The organism is Pantoea sp. y20, from assembly GCF_054903455.1.
Window position 1 is genome coordinate 761,179 of the sequence record NZ_CM142816.1, and the last position, 17,797, is coordinate 778,975.

General features: G+C 57.3%; 13 protein-coding genes and 1 riboswitch. Of the genes, 2 read left to right on the plus strand and 11 right to left on the minus strand.

Annotated features, from left to right (window positions below):
* Nucleotides 1-18 precede the first annotated feature (18 nt).
* Together rapA and polB are read right to left on the minus strand one after the other, a co-directional pair.
* On the minus strand, nucleotides 19-2,925 hold the full coding sequence (gene rapA / locus ACYAC5_RS03425; RefSeq protein WP_101762134.1) for an RNA polymerase-associated protein RapA: 2,907 nt from the start codon (nucleotides 2,923-2,925) through the stop codon (nucleotides 19-21).
* 152 nt (nucleotides 2,926-3,077) lie between these two features.
* The gene (gene polB, locus ACYAC5_RS03430) at nucleotides 3,078-5,438 is read right to left on the minus strand and encodes a DNA polymerase II (RefSeq protein ID WP_192412408.1); all 2,361 of its coding nucleotides are present in this window, start codon (nucleotides 5,436-5,438) and stop codon (nucleotides 3,078-3,080) included.
* 164 nt (nucleotides 5,439-5,602) lie between these two features.
* On the opposite strand from polB, the gene ACYAC5_RS03435 reads away from it, so the two are divergent.
* On the plus strand, nucleotides 5,603-6,367 hold the full coding sequence (locus ACYAC5_RS03435; RefSeq protein ID WP_277974511.1) for a DedA family protein: 765 nt from the start codon (nucleotides 5,603-5,605) through the stop codon (nucleotides 6,365-6,367).
* Here the strand turns inward: ACYAC5_RS03435 and thiQ are convergent.
* The 4 genes from thiQ to sgrR all read right to left on the minus strand — a co-directional run bounded on the left by thiQ (nucleotide 6,364) and on the right by sgrR (nucleotide 11,460).
* Entirely contained in the window at nucleotides 6,364-7,065 is a 702-nt protein-coding gene (gene thiQ / locus ACYAC5_RS03440; RefSeq protein WP_101762131.1) for a thiamine ABC transporter ATP-binding protein ThiQ, read from the minus strand. The two genes, ACYAC5_RS03435 and thiQ, sit on opposite strands and share 4 nt — an antisense overlap.
* The gene (gene thiP / locus ACYAC5_RS03445; RefSeq protein ID WP_192412404.1) at nucleotides 7,049-8,635 is read right to left on the minus strand and encodes a thiamine/thiamine pyrophosphate ABC transporter permease ThiP; all 1,587 of its coding nucleotides are present in this window, start codon (nucleotides 8,633-8,635) and stop codon (nucleotides 7,049-7,051) included. Before thiP ends, thiQ begins: the two co-directional genes overlap by 17 nt.
* A complete protein-coding gene (gene thiB / locus ACYAC5_RS03450) occupies nucleotides 8,635-9,621 on the minus strand; it encodes a thiamine ABC transporter substrate binding subunit (RefSeq protein ID WP_192235735.1) in 987 nt (328 codons plus the stop codon). Before thiB ends, thiP begins: the two co-directional genes overlap by 1 nt.
* 46 nt (nucleotides 9,622-9,667) lie before the next feature.
* Nucleotides 9,668-9,763: riboswitch (TPP riboswitch) on the minus strand.
* 35 nt (nucleotides 9,764-9,798) lie between these two features.
* The gene (gene sgrR / locus ACYAC5_RS03455; protein ID WP_137385147.1) at nucleotides 9,799-11,460 is read right to left on the minus strand and encodes an HTH-type transcriptional regulator SgrR; all 1,662 of its coding nucleotides are present in this window, start codon (nucleotides 11,458-11,460) and stop codon (nucleotides 9,799-9,801) included.
* A 254-nt stretch (nucleotides 11,461-11,714) separates the two neighbouring features.
* On the opposite strand from sgrR, the gene ACYAC5_RS03460 reads away from it, so the two are divergent.
* Nucleotides 11,715-12,902, plus strand: coding sequence for an MFS transporter (locus ACYAC5_RS03460; protein WP_312463741.1), 1,188 nt, complete (start codon nucleotides 11,715-11,717; stop codon nucleotides 12,900-12,902).
* Between the two features lie 36 nt (nucleotides 12,903-12,938).
* Here the strand turns inward: ACYAC5_RS03460 and leuD are convergent, their stop codons facing one another.
* The 5 genes from leuD to leuL form a co-directional block, all read right to left on the minus strand.
* Entirely contained in the window at nucleotides 12,939-13,544 is a 606-nt protein-coding gene (leuD, locus tag ACYAC5_RS03465) for a 3-isopropylmalate dehydratase small subunit (protein ID WP_101762126.1), read from the minus strand.
* Between the two features lie 3 nt (nucleotides 13,545-13,547).
* Entirely contained in the window at nucleotides 13,548-14,954 is a 1,407-nt protein-coding gene (leuC, locus tag ACYAC5_RS03470; RefSeq protein ID WP_101762125.1) for a 3-isopropylmalate dehydratase large subunit, read from the minus strand.
* A gap of 4 nt (nucleotides 14,955-14,958) precedes the next feature.
* Nucleotides 14,959-16,050 carry a 3-isopropylmalate dehydrogenase gene (leuB, locus tag ACYAC5_RS03475; RefSeq protein ID WP_101762124.1) on the minus strand — a complete coding sequence of 364 codons (1,092 nt, stop codon included), beginning with the start codon at nucleotides 16,048-16,050 and terminating at the stop codon, nucleotides 14,959-14,961.
* A 2-nt stretch (nucleotides 16,051-16,052) separates the two neighbouring features.
* On the minus strand, nucleotides 16,053-17,615 hold the full coding sequence (leuA, locus tag ACYAC5_RS03480) for a 2-isopropylmalate synthase (protein WP_462062409.1): 1,563 nt from the start codon (nucleotides 17,613-17,615) through the stop codon (nucleotides 16,053-16,055).
* A 93-nt stretch (nucleotides 17,616-17,708) separates the two neighbouring features.
* Nucleotides 17,709-17,792: a leu operon leader peptide gene (gene leuL, locus ACYAC5_RS03485; RefSeq protein ID WP_099686952.1), complete on the minus strand. Its 84-nt coding sequence runs from the start codon at nucleotides 17,790-17,792 to the stop codon at nucleotides 17,709-17,711.
* Between the last annotated feature and the right edge of the window lie 5 nt (nucleotides 17,793-17,797).

Sequence of the window (17,797 nt, forward strand, 5' to 3'; positions counted from 1 at the left end):
ATGTCGCGGTCCTGAACATTATTGGTGCGTGACCACGATCAGACGCAGCGCATCGAGACGCCAGCCTGCATCGCCCAGGCTTTCCAATACCTGTTCGCGATTGCTTTCCAGCGCTTCAACCTCGTCATCACGGATGTTGGGGTTAACCGCGCGCAGCGCTTCGAGACGTGACAGCTCAGCACCGAGTTTCTCTTCGGCTTCCACTTTCGCTGCCGCGATAATCGCCTGCGCTTCGGGAACGATCGCTTTTTCGGCCTGGGTCAGAATCTCGTGCACGTCTTGCTGCACCGCATTCACCAGCTTGCTGCCGGTATGGCGATTCACCGCATTCAACTGACGGTTAAAGCTTTCGAACTCCACTTTGCCTGCCAGATTGTTCCCGGCACGATCCATCAGCAAACGCACCGGCGTTGGCGGCAGGAAGCGGGTGAGCTGCAGGCTTTTCGGCGCTTGCGCTTCAACCACATAGATCATCTCGACCAGCAGCGTCCCGACCGGCAGCGCCTTGTTCTTCAGCAGTGACAGCGCACAGCTACCGGTATCGCCCGAAAGGATCAGGTCGAGGCCGTTGAGGATCAGCGGATGTTCCCAGGTAATAAACTGGGTATCTTCGCGCGACAGCGCCTGGTTGCGGTTAAAGGTCACGGTGCAACCCTCTTCCGGCAGGCCAGGGAAATCAGGCACCAGCATGTGATCGGACGGCGTCAGTACGATCAGGCTATCGCTGCGGTCTTCCTGATTGATGCCGACGATATCGAACAGGTTCAGCGCAAAGTTAACCAGATCGGTATCGTTGTCCTGCTCGCCGATGGCATTTGCCAGCTCCTGAGCGGCTTCACCGCCGTTGGAGTTCAGTTCCAGTAAGCGATCGCGTCCCTGTTCCAGCTGTGATTTCAGCGCATCGTGCTGCTTGCGGCTTGCGCTGATGAACTCATCGAGTCCCTGCGGATTTTCCGGCGCGGCAAGATATTCAATCAGCTGATTGTACTCGTTGTCATAAATGGCGCGGCCAGTTGGGCAGGTGTGTTCGAACGCATCCAACCCTTCGTGATACCAGCGCAGCAGCACCGCCTGCGCGGTTTTTTCCAGCCACGGCACCAGAATCTGGATGTCATGCATCTGGCCGATACGATCGAGACGACCGATACGCTGCTCCAGCAGATCCGGGTTGAACGGCAGATCGAACATCACCAAACGGCTGGCGAACTGGAAGTTACGGCCTTCAGAACCGATTTCGGAACACAGCAACACCTGCGCGCCATCCTCTTCGGAGGCGAAGAAGGCCGCTGCGCGGTCGCGTTCGATAATCGACAAGCCTTCGTGGAACACGGCGGCACGGATGCCTTCGCGCTCACGCAGCACCTGCTCCAGCTGCAGCGCGGTGGCGGCTTTGGCGCAGATCACCAGCACTTTCTCTTTGCGGTTGCTGGTGAGGTACCCCATCAGCCACTCAACGCGCGGATCGAAATTCCACCATGTGCCGCTATCGCCTTCAAATTCCTGATAAATCTGCTCGGGATACAGCATGTCACGCGCGCGCTCTTCTGCGCTTTTGCGCGTGCCCATGATGCCGGAGACTTTAATCGCGGTTTGATACTGCGCCGGCAGCGGCAGACGAATCTGGTGCAGCTCGCGTTTCGGGAAGCCTTTCACGCCGTTACGGGTGTTACGGAACAGCACGCGGCTGGTGCCGTGGCGATCCATCAGCATCGAGACCAGCTCTTTACGCGCGTCTTCTTTGCCATCGCGATCGCTGTTCGCCACTTGCAGCAGCGGCTCGATATCCTGTTCACCGATCAGATCGTTAATCAGGTTCATCTCATCTTTGCTGATGGCGTGGTCGGCCAGCAGCGAGCTCACCGCATCGGCTACTGGACGATAATGCTGCTGCTCTTCGACAAACTGGCCGAAATCGTGGAAACGATTCGGGTCGAGCAGGCGCAGACGCGCAAAGTGGCTCTCTAAGCCCAGCTGTTCTGGCGTGGCAGTCAGCAGCAGTACGCCAGCGGTTTTCTCTGCCAGCTGCTCAATAACCTGATATTCGCGGCTCGGTGCGTCTTCGCTCCATGCCAGATGGTGCGCTTCATCAACCACCAGCAGATCCCACTCGGCATCGGCCAGCAGCTCAAGACGCTGCTTGTTACGGCGCACAAAATCGAGCGAACAGATAATCAGCTGCTCGGTTTCAAAGGCATTGTCGCTGTCGTGCTGCGCTTCGGTGTAGCGATCGTCATCAAACAGCGCAAAGCGCAGGTTAAAGCGACGCAGCATTTCCACCAGCCACTGATGTTGCAGCGTTTCCGGCACCACAATCAGCACGCGCTCGGCACGACCGGCCAGCAGCTGTTGCTGGATGATCATCCCGGCTTCAATGGTTTTACCCAAGCCCACTTCATCTGCCAGCAGCACGCGCGGCGCGTGGCGACGGCCGACATCGTGAGCGATGTGCAGCTGATGCGGAATCAAATTGGTGCGCATCCCGCGCAGGCCGCTGATCGGCAGGCGGTATTGCTCGCTGTGGTATTTGCGTGCGCGGAAACGCAGCGCAAAGCGGTCCATGCGGTCGAGCTGACCGGCGAACAGGCGATCCTGCGGCTTGCTGAACACCAGTTTGCTGTCCAGCATCACTTCGCGCATGACGACGCCCGCTTCTTCGGTGTCGAGACGTGTGCCGATGTAAGTCATTAAATCGTTTTCGTTGCGGACTTCATCGACGGTCATCTGCCAGCCTTCGTGGCTGGTGATGGTGTCACCCGGATTGAAAATCACACGAGTGACCGGAGAATCGTTTCGGGCATACAGGCGGTTTTCGCCGGTTGCCGGAAAAAGCATGGTGATCATGCGCGTATCGAGCGCAACCACCGTGCCCAATCCCAGTTCACTTTCCGTATCACTAATCCAGCGCTGACCCAGTGTAAAAACCATATATTTTTTGCTCGACTCTCTGACATGCCATAAAGAAGTTCACCTGTACTCAGGCAATACCCAACCGCCAAACGGGTGTTTGGTCAGATTGTGAGTGCGGTGAGAATCAGGAAGGGCGCTATGGTACTGGATGGCAAGGCATTCGTCACCTGTCAAAAAAGCCCCAGCTGCCCAGTAATGAGTGTAGCAAAGTCGTCACCGACGAACGGCAAAATGCCGTCAGCCACCGGTTGCAGCTGTTTGGTGACGTAATGATCGTAGTCGAGGGGCGTATTGCGCGCCTCAAGCGGTTCCGGTCCGGCCGTGGCCATCACGTAGCGGATCGAGCCACCGTTTTGATACTGCAGCGGGCGCTGCAGCTTGCGGTTTTGCTCATCGGCGAGACGCGCAGCGCGCACATGTGGCGGCACATTGCGCTCGTAATCCTTCAGCGCGCGCCGCAGGCGTTTTTTATACACCAGCTGATCGTCGAGTTCACCGTTCAGCAGCTGCGCCACCGTTTCGCGTATGTAATCCTGCCACGGCTCGCCACGGAAAATACGGCCATACAGATTTTGCTGGAACTGCTGCGCCAGCGGCGTCCAGTCGGTGCGCACTGATTCGAGGCCTTTAAACACCAGCCGCTCGCCGCCCTCGCTGAGAATCATGCCGGCATAGCGCTTTTTGCTGCCCTGTTCGGCGCCGCGAATGGTGGGCATCAGGAAACGGCTGAAGTGCGTTTCATACTCCAGCTCCAGCGCGCTCTCCAGCCCATAGGTCGATTGCAGATGCTGCCGCCACCAGCCGTTAACCTGTTCAGCGAGATGACGACCAATCGCCGTCGCCTCCGCTTCACTGTGCGCGCCTTTCAGCCAGACGAAGGTGGAATCGGTATCGCCGTAAATCACATCAAAGCCTTCCGCTTCAATCAGCTCGCGCGTTTGCTGCATGATGGCGTGGCCGCGCAGGGTGATGGATGACGCGAGGCGCGGATCGAAGAAGCGGCAGGCGCTGGTGCCGAGCACGCCATAAAAAGCATTCATGATGATTTTCAGCGCCTGCGACAGCGGTTTGTTGCTGTCGCGCTTGGCGGCTTCACGCCCTTGCCAAATCTGCTCGACAATCGCCGGTAAACAGTGGGTTTCACGGGAAAAGCGCGCATTGCGGAAGCCGGGCACGGAATCGGCGTCATCCGGGTGCGCCAGGCCTTCCACCAAACCCACCGGATCGATAAGGAAGGTGCGAATAATTGAGGGATAGAGGCTTTTGTAATCCAGCACCAGCACTGAATCGTACAAGCCGGGCCGCGAATCCATCACGTAGCCGCCGGGGCTGGCTTCCGGCGCCACTTCGCCGAGATTCGGCGCCACGAAACCGGCGCGGTGCATGCGCGGGATATAGAGATGACCAAAGGCCGCCACCGAACCGCCGTGACGATCCACCGCTAAACCATTTACCGTGGCGCGTTCCAGCAGGAACGGCATGATGGCGGTGTGCTGGAAAATGCGCGTCACCAGCTCACAATCCTTAAGATTATATTTCGCCAGCGCTGGCTTATCGTTGGCAAAGCGCCAGTTGATCTCTTCCATGCGATCCCACGGATTATTGATGGCCTTGCCTTCACCGAGCAGCTGGCGCGAGACCGCTTCGAGGCTGAACGACGGGAAATCCCAAAACGCGGATTTGAGCGCGTCGATACCATCAATAATTAAGCGGCCCGTTGCCTGCGCGAAGAACACACCAGGTTTGAAGCCGTGCTCGCGCCACTCCAGCGCCTGCTTCTGACGGCCTAAACGCAGCGGAATGCCGTAGCGATCGGCGTGTTTCTGCAGTACGCGCAGATCGAACTGCACTACATTCCAGCCAATAATCACATCCGGTTCATGCCGCTCGAACCATGCGTTGAGCTGCTCAAGCAGCTGCGGGCGGCTATCAACATAGATCAGTTCAAAATCGAGCGTGCTGGCATCGCCGTTGGGCGGACCGAGCATGTAAACCTGGCGCTGACCGCAGCCTTCCAGCCCGATGCAGTAGAGCTCACCGTGCTGCGTGGTTTCGATATCCAGCGATACCCATTTCAGCTGCGGACGGTAATCAGGATGCGGCTTCAGGCGCGCGTTGACCACGCTGTCACCGCGTGTTTCACCGCTAAACCACACCGGCGCGGTGATAAAGCGCTCCATCAAATAGCGTTCGGGTGGACGAATATCCGCTTCATACACCGGTATGCCGTTTTCACGCAGGCGCTTTTCCAGATTTTGCAGCTGGCGATTGCTGCGGCAATAGAGGCCAAACACCGGGCGGCGGCGAAAATCCTTCAGCTCCAGCGTTTGCAGGCGCGTATGACGTTCGTCGCGGATCAGCGCTTCGGTTGGCGTGCGAAACTCCTCGGGCACAAACGCCACGGATTCCTGGGCAGGCAACACCAGCCGCTGCGGGCCGCTGTCGGTGGCCAGCCACAGCACCACTTCGCTGCCGGTCGGCGTATCTCGCCAATGTCGGGTAAGCAGAAAACCTGCGCGCGGATCGGTCACGTGAACTCCAGAGAATGAATTGCATTGAGTATAACATGGATGTTTATACAGTGTCCTGCAGGCGAAATTGTCACCACTTTGTCAACATCGTTCTACAATTCTTGCCTTGACGGCTACCTGCATGCTCTGGACAATCCAGCCTCTATATTCCGCAGAGGATATTTATGGAAGCCTGGATTCAACACCTGTTTTCGCAATCGCTGGAGTACGCGCTGATCGCTGTGGCGCTGGTGACCTTTCTTGAGTCGCTGGCCTTCGTGGGATTGCTGTTGCCGGGCACGGTATTAATGGCCAGCCTTGGGGCGCTGGTAGGAAGCGGACAAATTGGTCTTTACCCTGCGTGGGCGGCCGGATTCGTTGGTTGTTTAATCGGCGATTGGGTTTCCTACGGCATCGGCTGGAAGTTTCAGGGGCCGCTGCATCGCTGGAAATATCTGAAAAAGTACAAGGGTTTGCTGGATAAAACCGAGCATGCGCTGCATCAACACAGCATGTTCACCATTCTGGTGGGGCGATTTGTCGGCCCGACGCGTCCGCTGATTCCGCTGGCAGCGGGCATGCTGGAGTTGCCGGTGCGCAAATTCCTGCCGCCTAACCTGATTGGCTGCATCCTCTGGCCGCCCGCGTATTTGATGCCGGGCATTCTGGCGGGCGTGGCGATTGATGTACCGCAGGCCGCGCAGGGCGGCAGTTTTAAATGGCTGCTGTTGCTGGTGGCGCTGCTGCTGTGGGTCGGTGGCTGGTTGCTGTGGCGCTGGTCGCGCAGCGGTAAAACGGTGGATTGGGCGACTAAGTATCTGCCTGCATCGCGTCTGCGCTGGCTGGCACCGCTGATGGCGGCGATTGGCCTGGGCGCGTTTATCGCAATCCAGTTCCATCCGATGATGCCAATCTTCCGCCACCTGCTGTGGAAAGTTTTCTTCGCTTAACGCGCTGTCACGCCAAGGATGGCGGCCGCGGCACTTTCACCGCGCACCAAACTCTCTGTACTGCCATCCCAATAGATGCGCCCGTCGACAATCACCAAACTGCGCGGCGCAATCTGCTGAGCATCTTCCAGGCTGTGCGACACCATCAACAAGGTGATGTTGCGGTTTTCGCATACCGAACGTACCAGCTGCAGCATCTCGTTGCGCAGCGCCGGATCCAGCGCTGAGAAGGGTTCATCCAGCAGCAAAATCGGTTGATTGCGCAGCAGGCAGCGCGCCAATGCCACGCGCTGACGCTGTCCACCGGAAAGCTGACCAGGCAAACGCGTGAGCATCGCCTGCAAGCCGGTTTGCTCGGCGATATCCACCACTTGCTGCTGCTGTTCGCGCGTCAATTTCAGGCCCGGATGTAAGCCCAACGCCATGTTTTGCTGCACCGTGAGATGCGGAAACAGATTGTTCTCCTGGAACAGCATAGAAACCGGGCGCGCCGACGGCACGCTGTGGGTATGATCTACGCCGTTCATCACCAGCGCGCCTTGATTGATCGGCAAAAAGCCGCCAATCAGACTCAGTAAAGTACTTTTCCCCGCGCCGCTCGGACCGAGGATCGCCAGACGTTCACCCGCCTGCGCCGCAAAACTGAAGCGCATCGGCAGATGCTGATAAAGGTAAGTAAGGTTATTCAGTGTCAGCATGGCGACCCGGTAATTTTTCCATCAGAGTAAAAAGTAGTAAGCAGAGCAGCAGCAGCAGGAGTGCGGTGACGGCACCGTCCGCACCGCGATAGGCGCCAATCTGTTGGAACAGATAGAAGGGCAGCGTGCGGAAATCGGCGCTGCCAAACAGCGCGACCACGCCGAAATCGCCAATCGACAGCACGCAGGCAAACGCCAGCGCCTGAGCAATCGGGCGTTTCAGCGCGCGCAGCTCAATCAGCCGCAAGCGGTTGAAACCGGAGATGCCGAGTGAAGCGCAGAGCTGGCTGTAACGGGCGCTGATATCGCGCATCGGATTCTCCAGCACTTTCATCGCATAAGGAATGGCGATCAGGGCGTTAGTAAAGATCACCAAACCATCGGCGCGCTGCGGCAACCCCACGGTGGCGTTGAACAGCAGAAAGAAACCGCTCGCCAGTACAATGCCCGGCATCGCCAGAATCAGCATGCCGCTCATCTCCATCGCCTGCGCGGCGACTCTGTTCTGGCGCTGCCGCAGTTCGCGGCTGCTCCACAGCAGCATCATGGTCAGCACCACGCAGAGCACGCCGGCGCCCACGGCAATACGCAGCGAGGTAAAGGTGGCTTGCCACAGCGCCGCTTGTTGCAGCGCACCGGCAACGCCGCCGCGCAAACCATCGACGATTACTGCCGCCAGCGGCGGTAACAGCAGCAGCAGCGCCAGGCCAATCAGCAACGTATCGCTGATGCGCGCCTGCCATGAATCCTGCGGATCGCGCCAGCCGCGAATGCTCTGGCTGCCGGTGGGAATGGCTTTGCTAAAGCGCTGGCTCAGCATTACCAGCAGCAAACAGCAAGCGAGCTGTAACAGCGCCAGCAGCGCCGCGCGGCCCGGATCGTAATCGAAATTTAGCGCCTGATAGATCGCCAGTTCCAGCGTGGTCGCTTGTGGTCCGCCGCCCAGCGCCAGCACCGTGGCGAAGCTGGCGAAACAGAGCATAAAGATCAGCGCCGCCGTCGGCAGAATCTGACGGCGCAGCCACGGCCACTCCAGCAGGCGAAACAGATTCCAGCCGCGCAGGCCAAGCTGGGCGGCGACTTGCCGCTGCTCGCCGGGAATGCTCTCCAATGCCTGTAACAGCAGGCGCGTCGCCAGCGGCAGGTTAAAGAAGACGTGCGCCAGCAGAATGCCCTGCAGGCCATACGGCGAAAAGTGGTAGTCAAAGCCGATGGTCGCGCACAGTTGTGCCAGCCAGCCGCTGCGACCGTACACGCTGAGCAAGCCAAACACCGCCACCAGCACCGGCAGCACCAGCGTCATGGCGCACAGACGTAGCAACAGATTGCGTCCCGGAAAACGGCGGCGGTAGAGCGCGCGCGCCAGCAGGATCGCGGGCAACACCGACAGCAGCGCCGACAGCAGCGCCTGCTCAAACGAGAACAGCAGCACATGATGCAAATAGCTGTCGTCGAGTAGCGCGCGCCAGTCGGTGGCCGGAGCGACCACCACCAATGCACCAAACGCCAGCAGCGCCACCGCGCACAGCAACAGCGCGATGGCGCTACCGGGAATCAACCAGCCGGGCATTAACGGCTAACGGCGCGTTGCCATGCGCTGATCCACGCGGCGCGATGGTCGGCGACTTCGGCTGACGTGAATTGCAACGCCTTCGCGGGCACCTGCAGCGCTTGATAACCGGCTGGCAGATCGCTTTTGATCACCGGATACATCCAGTTGCCGGTGGGAATGGTCTGCTGGAAGGCCGGAGAAACCATAAACTGCATGAACTGCTGCGCCAGCTTGGGCTGTTTACTGCTGGCGAGCTGCGCGGCGACTTCCACCTGTAAATAGTGGCCTTCACTGAATTCGGCTGCGGCGTAGTTCTCTTTCTTCTCTTCGATAATGTGATAAGCCGGAGACGTGGTGTAGCTCAACACCAGATCGCCTTCGCCTTTCAGGAACAGGCCGTAAGCTTCGCTCCAGCCTTTAGTGACGGTAACGGTTTTTTGCGCCAGCTTCTGCCACGCATCAGCTGCGTTATCGCCATACACTTTTTGCATCCACAGCAGCAGGCCAAGACCCGGCGTGCTGGTACGCGGATCTTCATAAATCACGCGCCATTTTTCCGGGCTTTCGACCAGCTCTTTCAGGCTTTTCGGCGGGTTCTTCAGTTTGTTTTTATCGTAGACGAAAGCGAAGTAGCCATAATCGAACGGGATAAAGGTTTGATTGTTCCAGCCATCCGGCAGTTTTAGGCTGCGGGTATCGACGCTGCTGTTGGCAAACAAGCCGGTTTTCTCCGCTGCCTGCACCAGATTGTTATCCAGCCCCAGCACTACATCGGCTTTGCTGTTTTTGCCTTCCATGCGCACGCGATTGAGCAGCGATACACCATCTTCCAGCGCCACATACTTCAATTCGCAGTCGCACTGCGCTTCAAAGGCTTTTTTTACCGCCGGACCGGGGCCCCAATCGGCAGAGAACGAATCGTAGGTGTAGACGGTCAGAACCGGTTTAGCAGCGAAAGCCGGAGCCGTAACCAGCAGCAACATAGGCAGAACTTTGTTTAACACTTTGCGCTCCTTGAGGAGAAGAGATGTTGAGTCGCAAAGGATCTGAGGCGTGAGGCATCTCAAATCCCTACGCCGGTATTAGCCGGATCAGGTTCGACGGGTTTCTCTCAGCCCTGATATCAAGGCACCCCGTTGAGAACGGCTCATTCTAGACATTTATATGACAGCGCGAAAGGATCACAGCTCCGGTGGTGCAAACCAGGCTGATTTGAAGTCAAACCAGCCGAGCGTATTCAGCCGCACGCCGCGCATACTGCGTTGCCCTTCCAGTAGCAGCCAGTGATGGAACAGCGGATGCAGATAGTCGCGGTCGATCAGCTGTTTGCTCCATTCCGCCAGCGGTAACGCTTTCTGCCGCCAGCGCGCGGCATCGGCTTGCCAGTCAATCGGGATGCAGTGATGCATCAACGGCAACTCGAATAGTTGCGCGAACAGCGCGTACTCCAGCGGCAGGGTAAAGTTGACGCTGCCAAGCCAGATATCACTTTCACCTTCGCCCTCGAACCACGCTTCGTAGCTCACGACACGAGTAATTAGCTCAACACCTTGCTGCGCCAGCAGCGGTCGCAGCGCGTTAGCAATACCTTCATGCTCAACGTGATGGCTGTACCAGCTCAGCGTCAGCTGAGTTAAGCCTGCCGGTTTATCGGCGGAGGTGAGATCGCGGCGATGGTGCCAGCGCGGCAGCAAGCCATAAGCCGGGAACCAGTAACGCTGATAGCCGACGCCAGCATGATTCAGTAAGGCGATGGGATTAAACAGATAGCTTACCCAGCGGCGGAAATGCGCATCGCGACCCAACTCGGAGCGCTGATCGTACAGCAGGAAGTAGCAGCCTTCTTCCAGACGACTCTCTTCCGATTTTTCATCGGCGGTTTCGCCCTGCAACTTGACTCCGGCATACACCAGCTCGTCGCTGATCTCCGGCAGCACCCAAATCGACACATCGTCAATCAGCGCGCGATAGCCAAAGTAATCATCAAAGGCGGCGATCTTCAGCTGCGTTTGCTGATTGCGCACCACGCTGTACGGACCGGTGCCAAGCGGCTGGCGGGCAAACTGGCGTAACGTGGGCCATTCGCGCGGCAGGATCATCGCGCTGACGCTGGCCAGCAGCCACGGCAACCAATCGTCCGGCTGGCTCAGATGGATATCCAGCGTCCAGGGCGCGGGCGAATCCAGTTTACTGATGTGAGAAAACAGCGGCTGGCTGCGCACGCGCTCCAGCGAAGCAATCACATCCGCCATTTCCAGTTCACGGCCATGATGAAAACGAATCGCCGGGCGCAGGAAGAAACGCCACTGCAGCGGCGAGGTTTGCTGCCAGTGATGGGCGATATCGGGTTCGATTTCCCCCTTTTCCTCATTTATGCGCATCAGGCCGTTGAAAATTTGTCGTGCCAGATGGGTTTCCGAGCGGCGCAGCGGCGAACCGGGCAGCAAATTGGGCAGCGGGCGATAATAGAGCACGCGCAGGATGTGTTTGCCCTGGCGGAAGCTGCGGCCTAAATGCGCCGCAATCATCTGGCGCACCTGGTTTTTATCGCCCACCAGCTGCACTAACTGTTCGATGCGATCTTGTTCCAGCAGATCCTCGGCGCGCTGCTGCTGGAGCGCCAGGCCGGTGTAGCAAAAACTCAGCATTGAGCGCTTGCCGCGTCCCGCTTCTGCCTGCCAAATCAGCCAGCCTTCGCTTTGCATGGCGTTGAGCAGGTTACGCATATGGCGACGCGAGCAGTGCAGCAGATCGGCCAGCTCGCTGAGCGTGGTTTCCTGATCCTGCCCCTGACAGCTTTGCCATAGGCGGATAAATTGCTGCTGCAGACGTGAAGAGGACATAAAAGGGGAACTCCTTGTCAGAATCGCTCAGTTTTTCCTGCCTCATATTAGAGGCATACTGCCCGGCAATGGAAGAGCGGGAGGCATTCAGTAATGAATGGCGCTCTGCCAGCGGTTCCGCCGACGTGGAACCCCTTTCTGAGTAGGGTGCATTTTCACCGCCAGCAGCGCTTTATCTGCTGGCTTTTTTCGTTTTGCTGTAGAATCTTCTACCCTCATTTCTCTACCTTTTTTATTCGCAAAGGGATTTCTGCATGAAATCGCTGTTAACGCGTCAACGTCGCATCAATCCGGTCTACCTCTCGTTTATGGCGGTGTCGTTTATGACCGGCGTGGCCGGTGCGCTGCAGGCGCCGACGCTGAGCCTGTTTCTGACGCGCGAAGTGCAGGTAAGTCCGTTCTGGGTCGGCTTGTTCTTTACCATCAATGCGATCGCGGGGATTGTGGTCAGCCTACTGATGGCGAAACGCTCCGATAATCAGGGCGATCGCCGCAACCTGATTCTGTTTTGCTGCCTGATGGCCACGCTGAATGCGCTGCTGTTTGCCTTCAATCGCCACTATTTAACGCTGGTGACGCTGGGCGTGTTTTTGTCGGCGCTGGCCAGCGTGTCGATTCCGCAGGTGTTCGCCCTCGCGCGGGAATATGCCGATCAGTCGGCGCGTGAAGTGGTGATGTTCAGCTCGGTGATGCGTGCGCAGCTGTCGTTGGCATGGGTGATCGGGCCACCGCTGTCGTTTGCGCTGGCGCTTAATTACGGTTTTGTGACGCTGTTTTGCGTGGCGGCGGGGATTTTCCTGCTAAGCATGCTGCTGATCTGGCGCACCTTGCCCTCGGTACCGCGCGTGGTGGTCTCGCCTGAAGAGGTGCTGACGCAGCTGAGCCCGTGGAAAGACAGTCAGGTGCGGTTGCTGTTTATCGCCTCCGTCACCATGTGGGCGTGCAACACCATGTATATCATTGATATGCCGCTGTATATCAGTACCACGCTTGGCCTGCCGGAGAAGCTGGCGGGATTGCTGATGGGCACCGCCGCCGGGCTGGAGATTCCGATCATGCTGCTGGCTGGCCATTACGCGCGGCGCACCGGCAAACGCAACCTGATGCTGCTGGCGCTGGTGGCGGCAATGGTGTTTTATCTCGGATTGGTGATGTTCCAGTCGCGGACAGCGTTGATGGTACTACAACTGTTTAATGCCGCGTTTGTTGGCATCATCGCCGGGATTGGCATGTTGTGGTTCCAGGATTTAATGCCGGGCCGCGCAGGTGCGGCGACGACGCTGTTCACCACCTCAATTTCCACCGGCATGATTATCGCTGGCATCATTCAGGGCACCATGAGTGAACGCTTTGGTCATGAGTCGGTTTACTGGCTGGCGTTGGGGCTGGCGGTGCTGGCGTTGGGATTGGCGTCGCGCGTGCGGGATGTGGTTGATAGCTAGCAAAGAGAAGGGCGACAGGATGTCGCCCTTGTTGCCTCAGCGTAAGAACGCGGGCTGATTGGTCTCGTAGCTGGAGATAGACGCTTCGTGTTGCAGCGTCAGGCCAATGCTGTCGAGGCCGTTGATCATGCAGTGACGGCGGAAGCTGTCGATTTCGAAGCTATAAGTCTTATCGCCTGCGGTTACAGTTTGCGCTTCCAGATCCACGGTGAAGGTGATGCCCGGCTGCGCGGCAACCAGTTTGAACATCTCATCCACTTCTTCATCGCTCAGCTTCACCGGCAGCAGCTGGTTGTTAAAGCTGTTGCCGTAGAAAATGTCGGCGAAGCTTGGCGCAATCACCACATGGAAGCCGAAGTCGGTCAGCGCCCACGGCGCGTGCTCACGCGATGAACCACAGCCAAAGTTCTCACGCGCCAGCAAAATGCTGGTGCCTTTGAACTCCGGTTTGTTCAGGACAAAGCTGGCGGTTGGCACGGTGCCCGCATCATCTTCAAAACGCCAGTCGTGGAACAGATGCGCGCCAAAACCGGTGCGCGTCACTTTCTGCAGGAACTGCTTTGGAATAATGGCATCAGTATCGACGTTGGCCGCATCCAATGGCGCCACAATGCCGGTGTGTTGAGTAAATTTGTTCGCCATGGCTTACGCTCCCTGAGTCAATTCACGAATGTCGGCAAAGCGACCGGTTACGGCAGCCGCAGCAGCCATTGCCGGGCTCACCAGGTGAGTACGTCCACCGCGGCCCTGACGACCTTCAAAGTTACGGTTGCTGGTTGATGCGCAACGTTCGCCTGGATTGAGGCGGTCGTTGTTCATGGCCAGACACATGGAGCAACCCGGTAAACGCCATTCAAAACCGGCTTCGAGGAAGATTTTGTCCAGACCTTCGGCTTCAGCTTGTGCTTTTACCGGACCCGAACCTGGCACCACCATCGCCACCACGCCCGGCGCCACTTTACGGCCTTTGGCAATCGCAGCAGCGGCGCGCAAATCTTCAATACGTGAGTTGGTGCAGGAACCGATAAACACTTTATCGATCGCCACGTCAGTCAGTTTGATGCCGGGCTGCAGATCCATGTAAGCCAGCGCTTTCTCTGCTGAGGCGCGCTCAACCGGATCGGCAAAGGATTGTGGATTCGGAATCGCTTGATCTACCGCCATTACCTGGCCTGGATTGGTGCCCCAGGTCACTTGCGGAGCGATATCTTCCGCGTGCAGCGTGACGATGCTGTCGAATTTGGCATCGCTGTCAGACTTCAGCGTGCGCCAGTAAGCGACCGCTTGTTCCCACTGCTCGCCCTTCGGCGAGAACTGCTTGTCTTTCAGATAATTGAAAGTGGTGTCGTCCGGCGCGACCAGGCCCGCTTTGGCGCCCATTTCAATCGCCATGTTACACAGCGTCATGCGGCCTTCCATGCTCAGCGCTTCGATCGCTGGGCCACAGAATTCGACAACGTGACCGGTACCGCCAGCGCTGCCGGTTTTACCGATAATGGCCAACACAATGTCTTTGGCGGTAATGCCTGGCGCCGCTTCGCCCAGCACTTCAATCTTCATGGTTTTCGCGCGGCCCTGTTTCAGGGTTTGCGTGGCAAACACGTGCTCAACTTCGGAAGTACCGATACCGAATGCCAGCGAACCAAACGCGCCGTGCGTGGCGGTGTGGGAATCACCGCAGACGATGGTCATGCCCGGCAACGTCATACCTTGCTCTGGCCCAATGACGTGCACGATGCCCTGGAACGGGTGATTCAGGTCATACAGCTGAATGCCGAACTCAGCACAGTTTTTCATCAGCTCTTGCATCTGAATACGCGCCATCTCGCCAGACGCATTGATGTCTTTGGTCTGCGTCGAAACGTTGTGATCCATGGTGGCGAAGGTTTTCGACGGCTGACGCACTTTGCGCCCGTGCGCACGCAGACCATCAAAGGCCTGCGGCGACGTCACTTCATGGATCAGATGGCGATCGATATAGAGTAACGGCGTTTCGTTCGGGGTTTCGTTAACGACATGTGCATCAAATAACTTCTGATATAAGCTTTTCATTTTATTATTTTTCCTCGGCGATGAAACCGGCAATGATGCTGCCCATCTCATCTGTGCTCACGGCTTTGCCGTCACCGGCCAAATCACGGGTGCGATAACCCGCTTCCAGCGCACGGCTCACGGCGCGTTCAATGCTTGCGGCGGCTTCATCCGCATTCAGGCTGTAACGCAACAGCAGTGACAGCGACAGAATCTGCGCAATCGGGTTAGCGATGTTCTGACCGGCGATATCCGGTGCGGAACCGCCCGCTGGCTCAAACAGGCCAAAACCTTCTTCATTCAGGCTGGCGGAAGGCAGCAAGCCCATTGAACCGGTAATCATCGCGCATTCATCTGACAGGATGTCGCCAAACAGGTTAGAACACAGCAGCACGTCAAACTGTGATGGATCTTTAATCAGCTGCATGGTGGCGTTATCGATGTACATGTGGCTCAACTGCACATCCGGATAATCTTTTGCCACTTCGTTCACAATTTCGCGCCACATGACGGAAGTCTGCAAAACGTTGGCTTTGTCAATTGAGGTGACGATGTTGCGGCGCTTACGCGCGGATTCAAACGCGATACGCGCGATGCGCTCGATTTCGAAACGGTGATAAACCTCAGTATCGAAAGCGCGCTCGTGCGGGCCGCTGCCTTCGCGGCCTTTCGGCTGACCGAAGTAGATGCCGCCGGTCAGTTCACGCACGCACAGGATGTCGAAACCGCGTCCGGCGATATCGCTACGCAGCGGGCAGAACGCTTCCAGGCCTTTATACAGCGCAGCAGGGCGCAGGTTGCTGAACAGCTTGAAGTGCTTACGCAGCGGCAACAGCGCACCGCGCTCGGGTTGCTGCGCGGGTGGCAGATGTTCCCATTTCGGGCCACCTACGGAGCCAAACAGAATTGCATCTGCCTGCTCTGCGCCAGCAACGGTAGCCGGTGGCAGCGGTTCACCATGACGATCGATGGCGATACCGCCAACATCATATTCGCTGGTGGTGATACGCATGTCGAAACGCGTACGAATTGCATCGAGAACTTTCATGGCCTGCGCCATCACTTCCGGACCAATTCCGTCGCCTGGCAATACCGCGATATGAGAAGACTTAGACATAATTACACCGTTTCCTTCTGATCTTTAAATTTACGCTGCAGTTCTTTTTCCACCTGCTTAGCACGCCAAATATTGTTCAACGCGTTCACCATCGCTTTCGCCGATGATTCGACGATATCGGTCGCCAGGCCAACGCCGTGGAATTTACGACCGTTGTAATTGACCACAATATCGACCTGACCCAGCGCGTTCTCGCCGTGGCCTTTCGCCGTCAGCTTGTAGTTAATCAGCTCGGCTTCAAAGCCGGTAATACGGTTGATCGCCTGATAGACCGCATCAACCGGACCGTTACCGGTTGCGGCGTCGGCTTTGGTCTCTTCACCGCAGCCCAACTGCACGGAGGCCGTTGCGGTTACGCTGGAGCCGGTCTGCACGTTGAATTCGTTGAGCTCGAAATATTCTGGCTCTTCGTTCTGCTTGTTGATAAAGGCCAACGCTTCCAGGTCGTAATCGAACACCTGACCTTTCTTGTCGGCCAGCTTCAGGAAGGCGTCGTACAACGTGTCGAGGTTGTAATCGGACTCTTTGTAACCCATCTCTTCCATGCGGTGTTTCACCGCAGCGCGGCCAGAACGGGAAGTCAGGTTCAGCTGGATTTTGTGCAGGCCGATAGATTCTGGCGTCAGAATTTCGTAGTTTTCGCGATTCTTCAGCACGCCGTCCTGGTGAATACCGGAAGAGTGGGCGAAGGCGTTAGAACCGACCACCGCTTTGTTGGCTGGAATCGGCATGTTGCAGATTTGGCTCACGGTTTGGCTGGTGCGGTAGATTTCCTGATGATTGATGTTGGTGTGGACGTTCATGATCTGCTGGCGGGTTTTGATCGCCATAATCACTTCTTCCAGCGCACAGTTACCGGCGCGCTCGCCTAAACCGTTCAGCGTACCTTCAACCTGACGCGCACCGGCCAATACCGCAGCGATGGCGTTGCCAGTCGCCATACCCAAATCGTCGTGGGTGTGAACCGACAAGATGGCTTTATCGATATTTGGAACGCGTGCCACCAATTGGCCAATGATGTTGGCGTATTCGCCTGGCAAGGTGTAGCCGACGGTGTCCGGAATGTTGATGGTGGTTGCACCGGCATTAATCGCGGCTTCAACCATGCGGCACAAATCGTCGATTGGCGTACGCCCGCCATCTTCACAGGAAAACTCAACATCGTCAGTGTAGCTGCGGGCGCGTTTGATCATGTGCACCGCGCGTTCAATCACTTCTGGCAGCGTGCTGCGCAGTTTGGTAGCGATGTGCATCGGCGAAGTCGCGATGAAGGTGTGAATACGGAACGCTTCAGCCACACGCAGTGATTCGTATGCGGCGTCAATGTCCTTCTCAACGCAGCGTGCCAGTCCGCAGACGCGGCTATTTTTAATGGTACGAGCGATGGTTTGTACGGATTCAAAATCGCCTGGAGAGGAAACGGGGAAGCCCACTTCCATTACATCCACGCCCATACGTTCCAACGCCAGAGCGATTTGCAGTTTTTCTTTAACACTCAGGCTGGCCTGTAAAGCCTGTTCGCCATCACGCAGAGTGGTATCGAAAATAATAACTTGCTGGCTCATCGTAATCTTCCTTATGCATTAACTTTGCCGGTGCTACGAGCATAAAAAAACCCGCGCATTGGCGCGGGTTTCTTAAACTTCTGCAGGTTCGAATCAGTTGTTGATTCCGCCCACGAGTCTACCGCGCAAACTGGATGCGTTTAGTAGTAGACCGAGTAGGCGGAAAGAATGAAACATGATTC

Excerpts from the sequence above, each read along its gene's own strand:
- leuD (WP_101762126.1), bottom strand. The coding sequence starts at position 13,544 with ATGGCGAACAAATTTACTCAACACACCGGCATTGTGGCGCCATTGGAT.
- ACYAC5_RS03460 (WP_312463741.1), top strand. The coding sequence starts at position 11,715 with ATGAAATCGCTGTTAACGCGTCAACGTCGCATCAATCCGGTCTACCTC.
- leuB (WP_101762124.1), bottom strand. The coding sequence starts at position 16,050 with ATGTCTAAGTCTTCTCATATCGCGGTATTGCCAGGCGACGGAATTGGT.
- leuA (WP_462062409.1), bottom strand. The coding sequence starts at position 17,615 with ATGAGCCAGCAAGTTATTATTTTCGATACCACTCTGCGTGATGGCGAA.
- ACYAC5_RS03435 (WP_277974511.1), top strand. The coding sequence starts at position 5,603 with ATGGAAGCCTGGATTCAACACCTGTTTTCGCAATCGCTGGAGTACGCG.
- sgrR (WP_137385147.1), bottom strand. The coding sequence starts at position 11,460 with ATGTCCTCTTCACGTCTGCAGCAGCAATTTATCCGCCTATGGCAAAGC.
- leuC (WP_101762125.1), bottom strand. The coding sequence starts at position 14,954 with ATGAAAAGCTTATATCAGAAGTTATTTGATGCACATGTCGTTAACGAA.
- thiQ (WP_101762131.1), bottom strand. The coding sequence starts at position 7,065 with ATGCTGACACTGAATAACCTTACTTACCTTTATCAGCATCTGCCGATG.
- thiP (WP_192412404.1), bottom strand. The coding sequence starts at position 8,635 with ATGCCCGGCTGGTTGATTCCCGGTAGCGCCATCGCGCTGTTGCTGTGC.
- rapA (WP_101762134.1), bottom strand. The coding sequence starts at position 2,925 with ATGGTTTTTACACTGGGTCAGCGCTGGATTAGTGATACGGAAAGTGAA.
- leuL (WP_099686952.1), bottom strand. The coding sequence starts at position 17,792 with ATGTTTCATTCTTTCCGCCTACTCGGTCTACTACTAAACGCATCCAGT.